At 40.4% G+C, this 16,048-nt stretch carries 23 protein-coding genes; 2 read left to right on the top strand and 21 right to left on the bottom strand.

All coding sequences use genetic code 11. The features are described 5' to 3' along the window. The 18 genes from A3G3_RS13425 to A3G3_RS14020 all read right to left on the bottom strand — a co-directional run. Positions 1-1,316 (bottom strand): phage tail-collar fiber domain-containing protein (locus A3G3_RS13425; RefSeq protein ID WP_040631499.1); only part of this gene is annotated, 1,316 nt, incomplete at its 3' end. 2 nt (positions 1,317-1,318) lie between these two features. Beyond that, a complete protein-coding gene (locus A3G3_RS0107705) occupies positions 1,319-1,702 on the bottom strand; it encodes a hypothetical protein (RefSeq protein ID WP_019519962.1) in 384 nt (127 codons plus the stop codon). 90 nt (positions 1,703-1,792) lie between these two features. Beyond that, positions 1,793-2,371, bottom strand: coding sequence for a phage tail protein I (locus A3G3_RS0107700; RefSeq protein WP_019519961.1), 579 nt, complete (start codon positions 2,369-2,371; stop codon positions 1,793-1,795). 1 nt (position 2,372) lies between these two features. Continuing rightward, positions 2,373-3,314, bottom strand: a complete 942-nt coding sequence (locus A3G3_RS0107695; RefSeq protein ID WP_019519960.1) for a baseplate assembly protein — start codon at positions 3,312-3,314, stop codon at positions 2,373-2,375. After that, positions 3,311-3,694, bottom strand: coding sequence for a GPW/gp25 family protein (locus A3G3_RS0107690; protein ID WP_019519959.1), 384 nt, complete (start codon positions 3,692-3,694; stop codon positions 3,311-3,313). Before A3G3_RS0107690 ends, A3G3_RS0107695 begins: the two co-directional genes overlap by 4 nt. A gap of 8 nt (positions 3,695-3,702) precedes the next feature. Next, positions 3,703-4,242 carry a phage baseplate assembly protein V gene (locus A3G3_RS0107685; RefSeq protein WP_019519958.1) on the bottom strand — a complete coding sequence of 180 codons (540 nt, stop codon included), beginning with the start codon at positions 4,240-4,242 and terminating at the stop codon, positions 3,703-3,705. Between the two features lie 92 nt (positions 4,243-4,334). Beyond that, positions 4,335-5,153, bottom strand: a complete 819-nt coding sequence (locus A3G3_RS0107680) for a DNA adenine methylase (RefSeq protein WP_019519957.1) — start codon at positions 5,151-5,153, stop codon at positions 4,335-4,337. After that, positions 5,134-5,346, bottom strand: a complete 213-nt coding sequence (locus A3G3_RS13420) for a Com family DNA-binding transcriptional regulator (protein WP_019519956.1) — start codon at positions 5,344-5,346, stop codon at positions 5,134-5,136. The genes A3G3_RS0107680 and A3G3_RS13420 overlap by 20 nt, the downstream gene beginning before the upstream one ends. Before the next feature lie 20 nt (positions 5,347-5,366). Next, positions 5,367-5,798: a phage virion morphogenesis protein gene (locus tag A3G3_RS0107670; RefSeq protein ID WP_019519955.1), complete on the bottom strand. Its 432-nt coding sequence runs from the start codon at positions 5,796-5,798 to the stop codon at positions 5,367-5,369. 11 nt (positions 5,799-5,809) lie between these two features. Next, on the bottom strand, positions 5,810-6,202 hold the full coding sequence (locus A3G3_RS0107665; RefSeq protein ID WP_019519954.1) for a phage tail protein: 393 nt from the start codon (positions 6,200-6,202) through the stop codon (positions 5,810-5,812). Continuing rightward, positions 6,199-6,795, bottom strand: coding sequence for an N-acetylmuramidase family protein (locus A3G3_RS0107660; protein WP_026212921.1), 597 nt, complete (start codon positions 6,793-6,795; stop codon positions 6,199-6,201). The genes A3G3_RS0107665 and A3G3_RS0107660 overlap by 4 nt, the downstream gene beginning before the upstream one ends. Beyond that, the gene (locus tag A3G3_RS0107655; protein ID WP_019519952.1) at positions 6,792-7,115 is read right to left on the bottom strand and encodes a hypothetical protein; all 324 of its coding nucleotides are present in this window, start codon (positions 7,113-7,115) and stop codon (positions 6,792-6,794) included. Before A3G3_RS0107655 ends, A3G3_RS0107660 begins: the two co-directional genes overlap by 4 nt. Positions 7,116-7,118: 3 nt before the next feature. After that, on the bottom strand, positions 7,119-7,553 hold the full coding sequence (locus A3G3_RS0107650; protein ID WP_019519951.1) for a hypothetical protein: 435 nt from the start codon (positions 7,551-7,553) through the stop codon (positions 7,119-7,121). 8 nt (positions 7,554-7,561) lie between these two features. Further along, a complete protein-coding gene (locus tag A3G3_RS0107645) occupies positions 7,562-7,777 on the bottom strand; it encodes a tail protein X (RefSeq protein WP_019519950.1) in 216 nt (71 codons plus the stop codon). After that, positions 7,774-8,241: a head completion/stabilization protein gene (locus tag A3G3_RS14025; RefSeq protein WP_019519949.1), complete on the bottom strand. Its 468-nt coding sequence runs from the start codon at positions 8,239-8,241 to the stop codon at positions 7,774-7,776. Before A3G3_RS14025 ends, A3G3_RS0107645 begins: the two co-directional genes overlap by 4 nt. Before the next feature lie 102 nt (positions 8,242-8,343). Continuing rightward, entirely contained in the window at positions 8,344-9,030 is a 687-nt protein-coding gene (gene gpM, locus A3G3_RS13410) for a phage terminase small subunit (RefSeq protein ID WP_019519948.1), read from the bottom strand. Positions 9,031-9,039: 9 nt separating this feature from the next. Next, a complete protein-coding gene (locus tag A3G3_RS0107630; protein ID WP_019519947.1) occupies positions 9,040-10,041 on the bottom strand; it encodes a phage major capsid protein, P2 family in 1,002 nt (333 codons plus the stop codon). 33 nt (positions 10,042-10,074) lie between these two features. Then, the gene (locus tag A3G3_RS14020; protein WP_019519946.1) at positions 10,075-10,947 is read right to left on the bottom strand and encodes a GPO family capsid scaffolding protein; all 873 of its coding nucleotides are present in this window, start codon (positions 10,945-10,947) and stop codon (positions 10,075-10,077) included. A 186-nt stretch (positions 10,948-11,133) separates the two neighbouring features. Between A3G3_RS14020 and A3G3_RS0107620 the strand changes: the two genes are divergently transcribed. Continuing rightward, on the top strand, positions 11,134-12,915 hold the full coding sequence (locus tag A3G3_RS0107620) for a terminase large subunit domain-containing protein (RefSeq protein ID WP_019519945.1): 1,782 nt from the start codon (positions 11,134-11,136) through the stop codon (positions 12,913-12,915). 9 nt (positions 12,916-12,924) lie between these two features. Next, positions 12,925-13,917, top strand: a complete 993-nt coding sequence (locus A3G3_RS13400; protein ID WP_019519944.1) for a phage portal protein — start codon at positions 12,925-12,927, stop codon at positions 13,915-13,917. Between the two features lie 47 nt (positions 13,918-13,964). Here the strand turns inward: A3G3_RS13400 and A3G3_RS0107610 are convergent, their stop codons facing one another. From A3G3_RS0107610 to A3G3_RS0107595, 3 genes are all read right to left on the bottom strand, one after another. Then, on the bottom strand, positions 13,965-14,174 hold the full coding sequence (locus tag A3G3_RS0107610; RefSeq protein ID WP_019519943.1) for a hypothetical protein: 210 nt from the start codon (positions 14,172-14,174) through the stop codon (positions 13,965-13,967). Between the two features lie 1,040 nt (positions 14,175-15,214). Further along, positions 15,215-15,727, bottom strand: coding sequence for a TIGR03915 family putative DNA repair protein (locus A3G3_RS0107600; protein ID WP_394261639.1), 513 nt, complete (start codon positions 15,725-15,727; stop codon positions 15,215-15,217). Positions 15,728-15,762: 35 nt separating this feature from the next. Next, positions 15,763-16,048 (bottom strand): RNA-guided endonuclease InsQ/TnpB family protein (locus tag A3G3_RS0107595; RefSeq protein ID WP_019519459.1); only part of this gene is annotated, 286 nt, incomplete at its 5' end.

The raw sequence follows: 16,048 nt of genomic DNA, 5'->3' as shown, positions 1-16,048 counted from the left end.
ATTTCATCTGCCACCCATGCTTTTTGCAGAGTTTTTAATACTAAATAACGTTTATTGTTACTATCATATTCAAGTGCTTGGGCTAAGTTTCTTTCATCTGTTTTGCTAAAAATAGGGTGTACTGTTGTCCAACCACCTATCTTTTGGCTATGTTCTTTCCATATCTCATCCCCCATACCTTGTACACGATAGTCCAAAGAAATGTGAATATCGCCATAGAAATCATTCCCCACATCATTTTTAACACTTAATTCTGCCAAAACCTGCTCATCATTAGGCAGACTAATCCCCATGCTAATCGTTAAGTCTTTATCAATATTGGTTGGAGCATATTCACCGAGCTTGGTTTTACCATTGTCAAGCGTTGGTGGAAAATCAAAACGACCGCCTGCAATGCTAATGCTACTTTGCTTATCACCATTTATCACACCCCCGATCGGCTGTGGCGTGGTTAAATTTGCCACGTCCGCCCATAAAAATGCTTTTTGCCCTTCGTTGATTTGGCTAGTTTGGTTATTGCCCTGCTCGTCCGATGTCCAGTAAACACGGAAAACTGGCGGTACATAGTCATCAGGCACACGTTGCCATACCGCAAAGATTTGGGCTTGTCGTACGTCATTGCCTGTCGCATATTGATGAACTGCCCCAAGCTCTGCTGTCCAATCGGTTGCATTGATATTTTGTCCGACAATCGCTTTACCTTGTGCGGTGCGTATCCAGTTACCATATCCAAGCTCGGCAACGATAGCATCGCTGTTATCATAGTGATGTTGGGTAATCAATAAGCCCCAAATGGGAATGCGTTGGCGTTCTAACTGTTCACGGATTTTTTCAATCTCAAGTTTCACGCTGTCGCCCACGGTATCTAGCACCCATTTTTTGGTCGCAGTAACGACGTTGCCGTCCACGCTTAAGGTAACGTTGGCATCGTCAATACTGACAATACAGTTAATGCGGTAATCCACCACCGATAGACTATCAGTCGTGGGTTTTTGTACTTCAGGCAGACTGCCAACCCACATCAGCGTGCCATCATCGGCGATAAGTCCGATTTCTCGTATCGCAAAACCACCAACATCATGGGGAACAATACAAGCTATTTCGTACTGATTTGGGGAGAGCTGTACCACGTCCTGCACGGTGGTTTGATATTTTTTGGCAACCAAAGTTTGGCGGCCCAGACGTTTGCTAAAATCTACATTAATGCCAGCACCCACGACAAATTCGGTAATCGTCAATGGATTGCCCTGCCCCTTTGTGGCAAGTGATGCTAATTTTTGTTTGCCAAGCTCGGTCAAAAAAAGTTGGTGCGACATGATTATAATTCCATCACAGCAATATTGGTTTGTAAAGTAAATTGATAATGATTATTTAATTTTTTCAAAATATAAATACCCGCTTGGGTAAGCTGATAGGCAATAATGACATTATCTTTGGTAAGTTCACTGGCTTGTTTGACAGGGTTTTTTAGGATATATAAACTGGCATTTCCCCCTGCAAAATAAAGGCTAATGCTGTCTTGACAAGTGCGTAAAAGACCGTCATTTAGGGCTAATTTGGCATTATTGGCTTGGTTTTGTAGTACAATATGGCTTGGTAAAACGGTTTGCCCTTGCTCTTTTTTTTCTAAAGCAATAAAGCCTTCGGCAGGAATTTGTGTGGTATCAAAAATGGCAATAACGCCTTGTGGTTGTTGAGACATAGGATTTTCCTGTTAAATAAAATTACGATCATTTTGACAAAAAAATTTTTGTTTTAAAACAAGCAAAAGTCCGAAACAGCCCTGTTTCGGTCAATTGGTGATAACAAATTCAACGCCGACCAAGCTAACACCACCTGCATGAATATTTGCCAAAGTGGTTACACCAATATACACATCATAATGGGCGGATAGGCGTTTGACGGCATCAATGACATTTTTAATTTGCAGAATACTATCGGCAATCACGCCTGTGGTTGGGGCGACTTCAATGCTAAAGGTACCGCCACGTCCTTGCGGATTTTTTTGCCACCATTCTATGATTTTGGTGTCGTACTGCATGGCGGATAAGGCTCGTTTTACCGCTCCGAGTGTGCCTTTTCTTTCGTGTACCCACAGACTATTTTTGATAACCGCTCGTTTGGTGTCGGCTGTCCAGTTATCATTCCACTCGTCCACGCTCCACGCTGTCGCAAGGTAGGGCAAAAATTCATCAGGGCAGTTGTCCACATCCCAGACGTTAAAAAATGGCACAGGAATGGGTTCAATTTTTGCGGTGATACTGGCTAAACTGTGTTCTAATTTGGTGGCATTGGCAGGAAGTAGTGACACGGCTCGCTCGGTGCTAATGGGCGGATTGGCTAAGTTTACGTTCATTGGAGAAATGTTCATATTAGGTTCCTTCCGATTTTGCAATGATATCAAAAACGGTGCATTGAGCCACTTCGCCCACATTTACTAACACATCAGCAGACGGATTGACCAGCTCAATACGACTAACACCGCTCACGTCCAACGCACCAATTATACGACTGGTTGCGACACGATTTGACGGTTTAAAATTTTCGCTTAAATAAGCTCGTAAATCGGTCAAACCTTTTGCTAAGACAAGGCTAGGCGATAAGCCATTTTTGACATAGACTACAGCCTTGATTTGGTAAGGTTTTGCGGTAGCTGATTGCACACGCACAAGGTCGGTTAAAGGTCTTATATCATCAGCCGTTAGCACATTTTTAACATCGTGAATAGCGGTGCTAGATACACCGACTTCACCCGTTTGTGCTAAAATATCGCCTTGTACTTGTCCTGCCAAATATACATCAACTTCGGTGGGTGCTGGGCTATGCACGGTTACGCTAAAAACTTCTGGACTTGCGGATAGGGCATGAAACTGATAGCTACCTGCTGAACCTGCTCGTGTCAAAGCTTCAATGGATAAAGCAAGGCGGTATCGGTAATCATCATCACTTTCAAAAATCGCAGGTTTTGGTGGATTAATAGTTTTGTCTTCGGCTTGGATAAGTTTTCGCTCGAGACGATAATAGGTTACGCCAATATGGTCAAGGTCGCTTTCTGTCGCAAAAGCCAACATCAAACTTCTAGCGGATTGGTTAATGTGTTCTACCTTTAGCGAAAGCCTGTAAGCAAGCACTTGTAATACTTTATTGACAGGCTCGCTTTCTAAGGTCAGGGCTTGATGAATAGGATGATTTTCATCAAAATGGTTTAATAATTCAGTTTTAATTTGCGATAAAGTGGTTTCAATATCAATCGGTTGTAAAACATTGGGATAAGGCAAATCATCAAGATAAATCGGTTTAAAAACTTGGCTCATAAAGTCGCTCCACGAACAAGGGTTAAACTGGTGTTGAGTCTGCGGTTGTCAGACAGTTTTAAGTCAAGATTGATGTCAAGCCCTACATTGCCTGTGGTATTGGTAGCATCGGTATTCATAGCAAGCGTAACCTGTGAAATTTTGACTCGTGGTTCATACTTGATAATACTGGTGGCAATGGCGGACATGACTTTAAGTTTGGTAGCAGGATTAACTGGCTCGTCAAGCAAAAACGGCAACAAACTGCCATATTCTCGGCGGACAAGCCGACTGCCAATCGGTGTTGTCAAAATATCAAAAATACTTTGGCGAAGGTGTTCATCGGTGGGCAAAAGTTTGCCAGTTGTTTTACTCATGCCCTGTGCATCAAAAATACTCATATTGCCCCTTATTGCGGTTTGCCTGTGCTAGAACGTCCACCTTGTACACCGCCATGCGTGTGATTGTTCAGCGATACGTTGGCAATGACATCGTTATCGGTGGTGATATTACCGTCTGCGTGGATTGTGCCTGTTACGCTCAAGTTGCCATTAATTTTGACATCACTATCAATATCGGTGGTTGCAATATTCAAATGTAGGTGGCTATCTTTAGTATGAATTTTTAAATAGTTACTTTCGTTAAAATGGATAAAAATCTCGTGTTCATCGGTACTGGGCGTGGGGTTTTGTTCGCTAAACAAACTGATAACAGGAATGGCATTTGCCAAATCACCGCTTAGGCTTAACAATAAAAACTGCTCGCCAATGGACGGACAACGCCAAATCCGCACCAATCCTGCTGAAATGGTGGGAATCGGTAGCCAGTCGGTTTGTAACTCTCCTACATCCAATCGCATGGTTTGGTCGCTTGTGTTAATGGCGAAAACCGTGCCAATGGTTGCGATGTTGTGTAGTCGTCTTTGGGTGTCGGATAGGTGTGCGTGCATAATAATCCCCATAAAAGGATTTTATTATGGCAAAAAGAAAGGCTAAAAGGAAAAGGCAAAAGTCCGAAACAGGGCGGTTTCGGACTTTTGGGTTATTGTCTAAAATTGGTGATAATCAACTCTTTGCCGTTGTTATCACTTTTAATCTCGTTACTGTTCAAACTCCAACGAATTTGTCTTGTACTGATAAAAAAATCTTTAAAAATGGCTCTCGTTTCTGGCAAGTCATTAATAGATAAGATAAATTTACCTTTAATATTTAATAACAAATCTCGCAAAACAATAAAGTCATCACGACCAAAAACATCTTTGCCATAGTAATCTTCCGTTTGATAATAAGGTGGGTCTAGGTAAAACAGTACATCAGCTTTGTCATAACGTTTGATAAGTTGGCTAAAATGTAGGTTTTCAATATTAACGTGCTTTAGTCGCTCATGCACTTGTGATAATCGCTCTTTGAGTTCTTTGGCAATATCAAGGCGTGGGCGAAAATCTGATAAAGGCGAGTAGGATTGATTGGTTAATTTGTTACCAAATGCCAGTTTTAACAAATAGTAAAAACGTGATGCCCTTTGAATATCGGTCAAAGAATTTGGGTCAGTGTTTTTTAACAAAGTGAATAAATCTCGGCTAATCGGCGTGTTTTCTAACTCAATGCTAAGAGCTTCAAAGTGATATTTAACCACACGATAAAAATTGATTAATTCACCATTAATATCATTAATGGTTTCGCAGTAACTGGGTGATTTTTTGAATAAAACCCAGCTTGCTCCTGCAAACACTTCAATATAGTGCTTGTGTTCAGGCATGATATCAATAATCGTGCGAGCCAGTTTGTGCTTGCCACCAAGCCACCCGCTAAAGCTGTTGCCTTTGGGGTTGTAAGTGGGTTTAAGATAGTTTTTTTTCATGATTGCGTCCTCTTATGGGGCGTTCTGGACGCTCTGGTTTAGGACGCTCATTGGCGTTCGTGATGTTCGCTTGCTTTGTGACCAAAGTCAAGCTATTTAAGGTTTTACAACGTGGACATTTTGCGGCGACCACAGCCTCACCGTGAAGGCGAAACAATAATTTTTCGCAGACACTACAACGATAATCTTGCATTATACTCTCTTTTGTAAAAATCAAATATTGGTAAATACATCATTTACAATATTTTTAATCACTTCTTTATCATCAGCACTAAAACCAACTGTCTCTCGCACGTCATAGGTTGTCTCACGAGCATTGGGCGACGGTTGGATAGTGTGTCCATATTGGTGGACTTCCATAATTTTTGCATAGCGTCCGTCAAAGCCGATTTCAGCTTTTTCGGCATTGTACACGGTTTTTAGCATTCTTGGGGCATGGCGAAACATTGCCCCACGATTGCGGTTTTTTCGAGGGGTAAAGCTTGCACCGTTTGGGTCTTGTTGGTAACGGATACGTTTTGCCCAGTTTTTTTTGACCGCTTGGCTGATTTTGCGAGTTAAGACTCGTTTTTGGCGGTCGTCAAAATGTTCAGCAATTTGGTTTACCCAGTCAGATAAAGCGGACAAAGCGGACAAATCGGACATTGTTCACCTTTTTAGCCAGTAATGGCACCACTGATAAAGGTATCGGCTTCATCGCTCCATACTGGGGCGATACAGATATCGGTTGTCCCGTCTTTTTTCAGCATTAATTTGTCAAACAAGGCTAAATCAATCTGCAAATCATAGCTTTCTAAGTCGATGACTTCGCAGTCAAAATTTAGGTCAGGTTCATCTTTTTGGTGTAATTTAAACCAATTTTTGATAAACATTAACACGTCAAAAGGACTGGCTAATCGGCAATCTTGCAGAGTAAAGCGTGCGATATATTGCACGGTGTAGCTGTTTTTGCCGATTTCGCCATTCACCAGTTGCAAGGTAACTTTGTCTGGTGTCAAATTATCAAACTGTTGGATTAAATCGTTCTTAAGCCCAATTAAATATTTCATGATTTTGCCTTGTATTTTGCATAAGCATTGGCAAGTTTGGTGTCATATTGGTTGGCTTTGTATTCTTTGCCATTGTAAAGCAGTGCGACTTTTTGCCAGTCTTGATTATTTAATGCCGTGATAATTTTATTTGCTTTTAAAAAACGGCACATCGCATCAATTTGACTGATTTCATCTTTATACATCGCATTGACAAAAGCCTGTAAACTAGGATAGCCCAGAGCCGACCAATGAAAACCCATGATTTGTCCAAGTCCCCAGCTACAGCTTTCAAGTGCGGTTTCTCGGTGATAAGTGCTGGCAACCGCACAGCGTGAATGCTGACTTGACGGCAAACCATAAGTGCCACGTTGCCATTTTGGGTAGCATAAATCAGGGCGTTCTTTGAACGCTTTATCACGGATAGCGGTCAGACCTTTATTTTTCAAAAGTTTGTAAAAAATGTGTTTTTCAAACAAAATCACAGGCGTACCGTCATTGTTAAATGCTTTGCCTTTGCTTTCTACTTCTACAATGGTTTGCAGTCCTGCGAGCGAAATGCCGTATTTATCGGCAAGGGATTTCAGTTGTTCGGTGGTCGCTTTTTTCATCATGTTTCCTTAAAAATGGCTTGAATACGTTGGTTAAAACGTTGTTTTTTATACAATTTGGTACGCTGTCGCATAAGATGCCAACCTAGCAATAACGCCAATGTCAGGGTAAAAAATCCAAGCTGTATCATAATTAGGCTAATCGGCAAACGATTTTTTAGTTCCCAAGCATCAAACAACATATACACATTGACAATAATGCTGTAGATAAGCAAACTTCGCATTGCCCACCATTCACAAGTATCTTTTTTGCGAGTCTGCAGTAAAAAACCGATTAAAATCATTAAACTTAAACTCATTAATATCAGATTTAAAATTGCCATGATTTACTCCTTTCCCAAGATTTTGACAAGCCAGTTGGGTAAAAAATCTTTGATTTTGTCGGAATTGGCAACAGAAACGGCAAGACGTAAAATAAAATAACCGCCAACTGCCCACAAAAACGAAACAAATAGCACAATATCATGACTGGCATTGATACGCCCCATAAGCTCCAGACTGCCTTTGGTAAAAAATAGCCCTGCTCCAAAGCCCAATAACACATGACCGACTGCGGTGGCAGAAGGGGGGAATTTTTTATCTTCGCCAAATGCCAAATAACTGCCAATAGCCCCGACCAATGTGGCAACAAACATACTGGGGGTAATGCTTGGAAATTGGTTGATAACCGCTGTGTCGGCTCGTGCGTTCATCGCCCATAGCCAAAAGGCTAAAAAAACGCCCACTAAATAACTTAACTGGCTGATTTTACTGTTTTTCATAAAAATCCTTAATCCCATATTTTGATAACGGCTTTTGTCGTCACATCATCATCTTTTGGTAGCACAATCAGCCCATTCACAGGCACAATCGCAAACGGTGAAAACTGTGAATTTAGCGAGATGATTTTTGGCAAATAATGATTGGACTTGTCGCCAAAAAATCGGTAGGCAATACTGTCTAATGTGTCATTCATCACCGCTTTTGTGGTACGAGCGTGCTTCATAAAAGTGTAATCCGATTGCGTGGTTTGCCTGTCATGTCGGCAATAAAGTGCTGAACTTGACGGCGTAAACTGTCTTGTTTGGCAATATCAGCTCTAGCTAAGCCTTGTCCAATCGTGTCAAAATCTGCGTGGAGTTCGCATAACAAAGCGGTGGCTTCGTGTAGCACGGCTTGGCGGTACAAATACACAAAATGCGTGGATTTGACATCAATACTTGGGGTTTTTGGTTGAAAAAAATTTGTCAAATGTTGATTGAACAATCCCCCAAAAAACCAAGACGGATACAACCTGTCCAATTCGCCATTTATCACCTGATAGGCATGGCTTATCGCATTGGCGAGACGTTCGTTGCCAAGCGTTTTGTCCACTCGCATGAGATTAATCAAGTCGGTCGTACTAACGCTTGGCAGTCGTTCATCAAAATTTGGCACGGCAAGCGTGGTCGTTTGTTCGTTGATTAACATACAAAAACCTGATAAAGTTGGGGGTAGTTAATTATCATAAAAAAAATTAAACAACCAGTTTATTTTTTTGGATAAAAAAGCCCCCACCCGTGAAGGGATGTGTTAAATTTCAAGTTGTTTTTTTAAGTTGGTTAAAAGGGTTTTTACACCAACTTTTTCATCAAGTTTTAACGCTGTTTCGTAAGCGGTGATAGCCTGTGTTAGCTCATCAGCCTTTAAACTATCGCCAAAAACTCGGTACAATTTTGCTCGGACAGGGTCTGGCATATCATAATCTTGGGTGATGTCAATGGCTTTTTGGAGCAATTCTTTATCAAGTACAAGATTATGGGTCAGCACTTCGTTGGCAAGGTTTTCGGCATAAACGGTCGCAACATCACGGCTAAAAGGCTCTGGCATTGCCATGTCATTAAGCAGGGCAAATTCGGCAATGTTACTAGCAACGCCAAATTCATGAACGTCCAACGCCCACACCATCAAAATCAGCAACATATCATTTTGCACACCGACCCCACTGGCAATCACGCCTTCAATGTAGGGGATATAATGTGGCAAAAATTCAGCTTTTAATTCATTTTTTTTGCTATGCGATTGCAGATTAGATAACTGTTGCCAATCATTAAAAAATTTGAGTTCAAGCGGATTTGAGTCGTCTGGATTGTCAGTTTCTTCACTGTCATCTGCGTCAAACAAGGGCTTGTTTTGTGGTGAAATTTTTAAGGTTTCGCCACGCTTGCGAGCTTGTTTTTCGGCTTGTACTCGTTCAAAGTGTTGTTTTAAACTGCTCATAATTTCCCCTTATTCTGCCATTGTCACATTGTCAAATAACACCGCTTTGCGGTAATCTTCCACAACGTAGCTTTCGTTGATAGATTGGTAATCAGCTGTTCTGTTCCATTCTGGTTCATCACGGATATGACGGCGGTGCGTGCCACGCTGTTGATAGATTGAAAGGTTATCATAACTGGTAATCAAAATACTGCCTGTTGGGAAAAAGCTTGGCGTATCGGTTGGCATCGTTCCCAGTAGTTTACGTTGATACAAGGCGTTGGCGGCCGTTTGTTCGGTTGGGGCATGATTTTGGTTCAGGACTGCTAAAGCACTATCAGTAATCAAGCCAACATTGGTAATCACCACCAAATCATTGGCTTCACGGTATTCTTCACCGATTAATTCTGTTTTGGCAGTTTCCACCAAAGCATCAAGGTTTTTAAATTCTTGATTTTTACCGATTTTAACGTCTTTTAGGTAGCGTTCAGGATTGTTTTGGCGGATTTTTTCAAGCCAACCGATATTCACATCTTGCAAATTTGGGTATAATTGTTTGTTACTGGTTTTAGCTCGGTGCGTGCCGTTAAAGCCGATACGCTGACGGTCTTGAGCCACTTTTTTAACTGCCAAATTTGACAGGCGTACTTGAAAATCAGGCAGACTTGACCAGTTGTCAATCACTCGCCAATCATAACCAATATCAAAATCGGTCTGTGTGCATAAATATTCATCAACCGCCTCCAAGTCGCCAAGTGTGGTCGGACGGCGTGGCTGAATACGAGTATCCGTCGTGGACGCAATAGGGGCTGAAGAGCCTAATCCCAATTTTTGCCCATGACCATCACGCACCAACACAAGATTAATTTTTTTCAAAAAATCGGTGGACTGTTGATAGGCTTCAATCAAGCGTTGTTCTGGCTGTGGGGCAACTTCAAATGGGGCAGACAGGTTACTAACGCCATTAAGTTCAGCGACTCGTTCACGAAAACCTTGCAGAGCCATTTGGGTTTGTGCAGATAAAACGTACATAATATTTCCTTTTGATAAAAAGTTAATGAATGATTAATAATCGGTTAATTGATGACCCACACCAACAGGCGGTAGCGGTGTTTCAGTAGTCTGTTTGCTTAAGTTTTCGGTCACTTTGTCAAAATCGGATTTTAGGTCAGCATATTGTTTTGACAAATCGTTAAATTGATTAGACAGGGCATCATATTTGCTATTTTGTGCATCAATTTCGCCTTTGAGCGTGCTAAAACCTTGTAAAATGGCGGTTTCTTGTTCAGCAGTTAAGCCATCTTTTTTACTAAAAATGGCGGTAAATTTTTCTAAAAAAGAGCTGTCACTAGAAACCGTTTGCTTTTCAGATTCGCTGGGTTGTTGTGGTTCTGATGTTTGGTTTTGGGTTGTTGCACTCATGTGTATCTCCATAAAGTCGCTTGCGGTGGTTTGGGTGTCTTGGGTTTTTTGAAATTTTAATGGCTGTGTACCACGACTGGCAGGGGTATCGGTAACGGCAATACCGACCAAATACGCCCGACCTGTGTCGGCAAATTTCGGATAAAATTCAATACTGGTAAACAATTTTTGACCATTTTTATTCGCTTCTACCAACTGTGGCAAAGCCGAAAGCGTGGCGTATAACGACATTAATTTGACATCTTTGCCATTGATACGAAAACTTTCTAAAACGCAATCACAGGCGATAACATCGCCTAAACAGGGATATTGTTCGCTTTTTAAGCCACCCCAACCACTCATGTGTTCTACATTGATACGAGCGGTGTACTCCACAGGGTTGTAGGTTTCTGCCATGTCAATGATTTGTTGTTGGGTCAAAGCACGACCGTCCACCGTCTGCCCTTCACGAGCGACACGAAAGCGTTTAATGGTGCGTTCTCCTGCCCATTGGATATCTTGATTTGTATCTGCCATATTTTTTCCAAAAAATAAAAGATGCAAATAGTTTGAAGTGATTTTTTAGAAAAATCTACAAGCAAAAGTCCGAAACAGGGCGGTTTCGGACTTTTAGGTGGCGAAATTGGATAAATAATCGGCTAATCTATGCAAACGACAAATAAATAGAAACAAGCTGAGATAAATCTCAGCCTACAGCAGAACATGACAAATTTAGCCACCAAAAGAGAACAAGCACGGCTGTTGTATAGTCAAGGCTTAGATGTCTCCCAAATAGCTCGTGAAATTGACACACCACGACCAACTGTTGCCAGTTGGAAAAAGCGTGATGGTTGGGTGCGTGCTGATATTTTTGCAGATGTGAATATGGCGTTTAAAGCTCGGTTGCTGTCGTTAATTGGCATGGAAAAAAAAGGCAATAGCGAGTACAAAGAAATTGATGAAATGATGCGACAACTTGAACGCATTGCAAAAATCAATAAATATAACGAAACAGGCAATGGTGGCGACTTAAACCCCAAACTGCGTGAACGCTACAAAAAAGACCGAAAGGAAAAGGTATCCAATCCAATCACAGAAGAAGAAATTCAGGCTCTATCAGACGCATTTGATATATTATTGTATCAATTTCAGCAAGACTGGGTAGAAATTTTAAACGGGCTGAAACAAAACGGCAAACAAAAACACGCTCCTGCTCGGATTTTTATGTTGTTAAAATCTCGGCAGATTGGGGCGACTTATATCATTGCAATATGGGCGTTAATCAATGCGTTAAAAACCAAAAAGAATAAAATATTTTTGTCGGCATCAAAAGCTCAAGCCTACCAGTTTATTGAATATATCAAAAGTTTTGTGTTTGAAGTTTTGGGCAAACAGCTCAAAGGCGACCCTATCACTATCACCTTTGAAGACAATACCAGTGTCAATCTGTACTACATGGGGACAAATGCCCTGACCTCACAGGGTCGGAATGGTGATGTCATCATGGACGAATTTTTTTGGATAAGAAAATTCAAAGAGTTTCGGGACGTGGCTTCAGCTATGGCTTCACAAAGTCATTATCAGCAAATATATCTATCCACACCAAGCTCGGTATTACACGAGGCATATCAATTTTGGACTGGTAAAGATGGCGTATTTCAAGGCGAAATTGACACAAGCCACGCCAAACTCAAAACGCCCATACTCTGTGCTGACGGCAAATGGCGACAAATCGTAACCGTCAAAGATGCAATTAAAGGAGGTTATGACAAACTGGATATTCACCAGTTGGAAAAAGAATACACCCCGGACCGCTTTAATAATCTATTTATGTGCATATTTATGGACGATAGTGAAAGCTATTTTCCATTATCCATTTTAGCACCAAATATGATTGACAGCTGGGAAGTGTGGAAAGACTTTAAGCCAATGGGTGCAAAACCATTTAACAAACCTGTATGGGTGGGATACGACCCAAGTTTTACGGGCGATAAACCTGCAATTGCAGTTATCGCACCACCTACACGACCAAATCAACCGTACCGAGTGCTAGAGCGAAAACACCTAGACCACCAACCGCCCCACGTCCAAGCCCAATACATAAAGAAAGTATGTGAACGCTACAACGTAGAATTTTTAGGCATTGATGTAACAGGAGCTGGCATTGCCGTAGCCGAACACGTCAAAGCCTTTTACCCATTTTTCACGCCAATTAATTACAGTATCGAGGTCAAAACCCGCATGGCATTAAGGGTAAAAGAGCTATTTTATCGTAGAAAACTTCACTTTGATGCAGGATATACCGACATTGCCAAAGCCTTTATCGCCATCAAAAACAGCGTAACCAAAGGCGGTGGCAAAATGACTCTCATCGCAAAACGCTCAAATGAGACAGGACATTCTGACATTGCATGGGCAATCATGAATGCCCTAGAACACGCCCCATTAGCAAGCACCGAACAACCTACCCAAGCAACAAAATCAAAAATCGCAGTCCACCGCTAAGGAAAAAATATGACCGACAAACAAAAAATCATCATGACAACTTTTGGCGACCCTGAACCAGTATTAAACGGTCGTTCGCTATTGGAATATGGCTACTGTCCGCATTTTACATGGGATAACGGCTATTTTTATGAATACCCATATGACATTAATGGTGTGGCAAAACTATTTCGGGCCACCAGTCATCACACATCGGCATTAATGACCAAACGCAATGTTTTAACCAGTTTATACATACCAAATGCCAAACTTGACCGCCAAAATTTTGAAAGCCTTGTTACCAACTTTTTGGTCTTTAACAATGGATATTTGCAAGTAATTAAAAACAAACTGGGACAAATTGCCAAACTTAACGCACGATTGGCACGACACACCAGACGAGGCAAAGACAACCAATATTATCATGTGGACTGGTATCACGGCAACCCCACCAAATTTCAACAAGATGAAATTGTACACATTTACAACCCAGACATTGACCAACAACTGTATGGTGTACCTGACTATCTTAGCAGTATCAATGCCATATTACTTAACGAGTCTGCCACCTTATTTCGTAGAAAATATTACCAAAACGGAGCTCATGCAGGGTATATCCTATACCTATCCGACCCACTCACAACACAGGCGGACGTAGACAGCCTAGAACAAGCCGTCAAAGAAAGCAAAGGAGCTGGCAACTTTAAAAATTTGTTTATGTACGTTCCGAATGGCAAAGCAGATGGCGTTAAAGTAATTCCACTGGCTGAAGTAGCTGCCAAAGATGAATTTATGAACATAAAAATCGCAAGCCGAGACGACCAATTAGCAGGTCATCGTGTACCACCACAACTAATGGGCATTGTCCCCAACAATACAGGTGGATTTGGTGACATCAAAAAGGCGGCCGAAGTGTTTTATTACCATGAAATTTTGCCAATCATCAACATTCTAACCGACATAAACGCAAAACTGGGCGAAGAAATTATAAACTTTAGAGAATATGATTTGAAGAATTTATAAATAAAAAATAAACCCTTAATTTTGGATTAAGGGTTTATTTTTTTACTTTAAAATCCATTCAACATCTGAATAATATCTTTAACACTTTTAGCTGCAGAATTTGCCACAATGCTATGAACGTGCTGTGGGTCTTGAACCTGCTTTAACTCAGCAATATTATCACCTAAAATATTCCAAAACAACTCCAAATTGGCAACCTGAGATTGATAAATCTCTAAATCAACTTGACTGGTAAATCTATTTTCTAAAGTACTCATGCCTTTCTCCTATTAGTCTGTGGCGTTAAGTGTAATGTAAGTGGGTGTATACTAACTCTACACGCCCAACATAGCAAGCAATAAATTAAAAAAAATAAAAATATTTTTTAAAAAAAATAACCACCAAAAATAAAAAATTCAAAAATTTTTTTTTGAAAATCCACCACAGGCTCGGCCGCTCCCTCCCACGCCCTTCTGATATACATAATTAAGTCATAAGGATGCAGAAAAAATGGAGCACAGACCTAGAAAAACCGCTAATTTTTAGCTTAGTCATAAACGCAAAGTGATGCAGATTTATGCAAAAAAACTAGATCAAAAGATAATTAAAATTGACCATGAATAAAATAAAAAGGTAACAAAGGTAACCAATAAGAAAAACCATTATAAATAATTGATTTAAAACTAATATTTTGTTACCTAAATGAAGTAACCAAAGGTAATAAAAAAGGTAGCAAAAAAATAAATCCTTAAAAAACAATAATATGCCTATTGTACAATATACCTTTTAATATAGGTAACTTGTTACTATTAAAATACCTTCTTGTTACCTTTTTGATTTTTTTTAATATATTGATTTTATTGAATATTATAACTTATTTTTAAAAATGTTACCTTTGTTACCTTTTTATTTTGCTTATTGAAATTTTTAAAAAAAGATAGTAATATTGCTTGTCCTTAAGTTAAAGGTAGAAATTATACAATATTACGTGGGCTGGGTATGGGCTAGAATTTACCTGTTTTTATTTTAATAATTGATTGATAAACAACAGGTTTTTTATTTTTAATGATGATTTATAAAAGTTCGAGTCTCTCCGACCCCACCACCTTTATATAATAAAGTCAATAACTTAGATTATTGACTTTATTTATTTGCCATATTTTTAGCACAATTTGCAAAACTGATTGTACACGATTTCTCATCTTCAAAAATAAAGTTTTACACAAATTAGCCAGTAAGTTTAAGCCGATTAGTTTGATTTTTGTTACCTGATTCACTTGAGTCAATGTAACTAAAGACGTTAGTCAGCATTCCAAAATCAACGTTGTATGCGAACTTGTGTTTGTTGCTTTTCAATCAAATATTTCCAGTATCTTTTGGGCAAATACTGAATATGCAATTTGCGGTTAATTCGCTCTTTAATTGTCACTTTGACAAAGTATTTTTGCCACAGTTTTTGATAGGCTTTTTCATTTTCACTGTACTCCGATTCTAGATTGCTAAGTGCTTGTTCATCTACATCCACAATCATTTGAACCGTTTCGCTCTGTTTGTCGTAGAATAGCCCATAGCCTCGCTTAACATCATAAATTGCCCAGTTTTGGTCGGCGTAACGTTCTTTAAAATGCGACTCAATCAAGGGTAATACGTTAAAATCTGGCTCAATCCGTGCAAAATACACGTCTTGTTCCGTATGCTCAAACCGTACAAAAGCTTTGACACGGTGGCGTTCTCGCCCCACCATTTTGATAAGTTTATCTACAGCAGAGACATCGGCTTGGGTAATATCTTCCCACACGTTAACCGTTGGGGAGCTGAGTTGATATCGCACAATGTTAAACAAATGACGTTGACTTCCTCCCCTCCCTATCGTTCGGGGATTCCTGCTCCCAGACAGTCAAGCCCGACCGCAAGAATGTTCTTACTGGCGTTGATATCTCTATCATGCCGTGTGCCACACTTTGCACAAGTCCATTCTCTTATTCCAAGTCCTGCTCTACCTTTCGGACTACTGGACATATCGCCACAGCACGAGCAAGTTTGGGTAGTGTATCGTTCATTCACGATTTCAAAACGGCAACCTGCATTCTTACATTTGTAGGTTAGTTGTCGTTTCAGTTCAAACCAACCTGCATCGTAAACCGATTTGGCT

Source organism: Moraxella boevrei DSM 14165 (assembly GCF_000379845.1).
GTDB lineage: Bacteria > Pseudomonadota > Gammaproteobacteria > Pseudomonadales > Moraxellaceae > Faucicola > Faucicola boevrei.
Note: the sequence above shows the minus strand (reverse complement) of the source record. Positions and strands in the feature narration are given on the sequence as shown.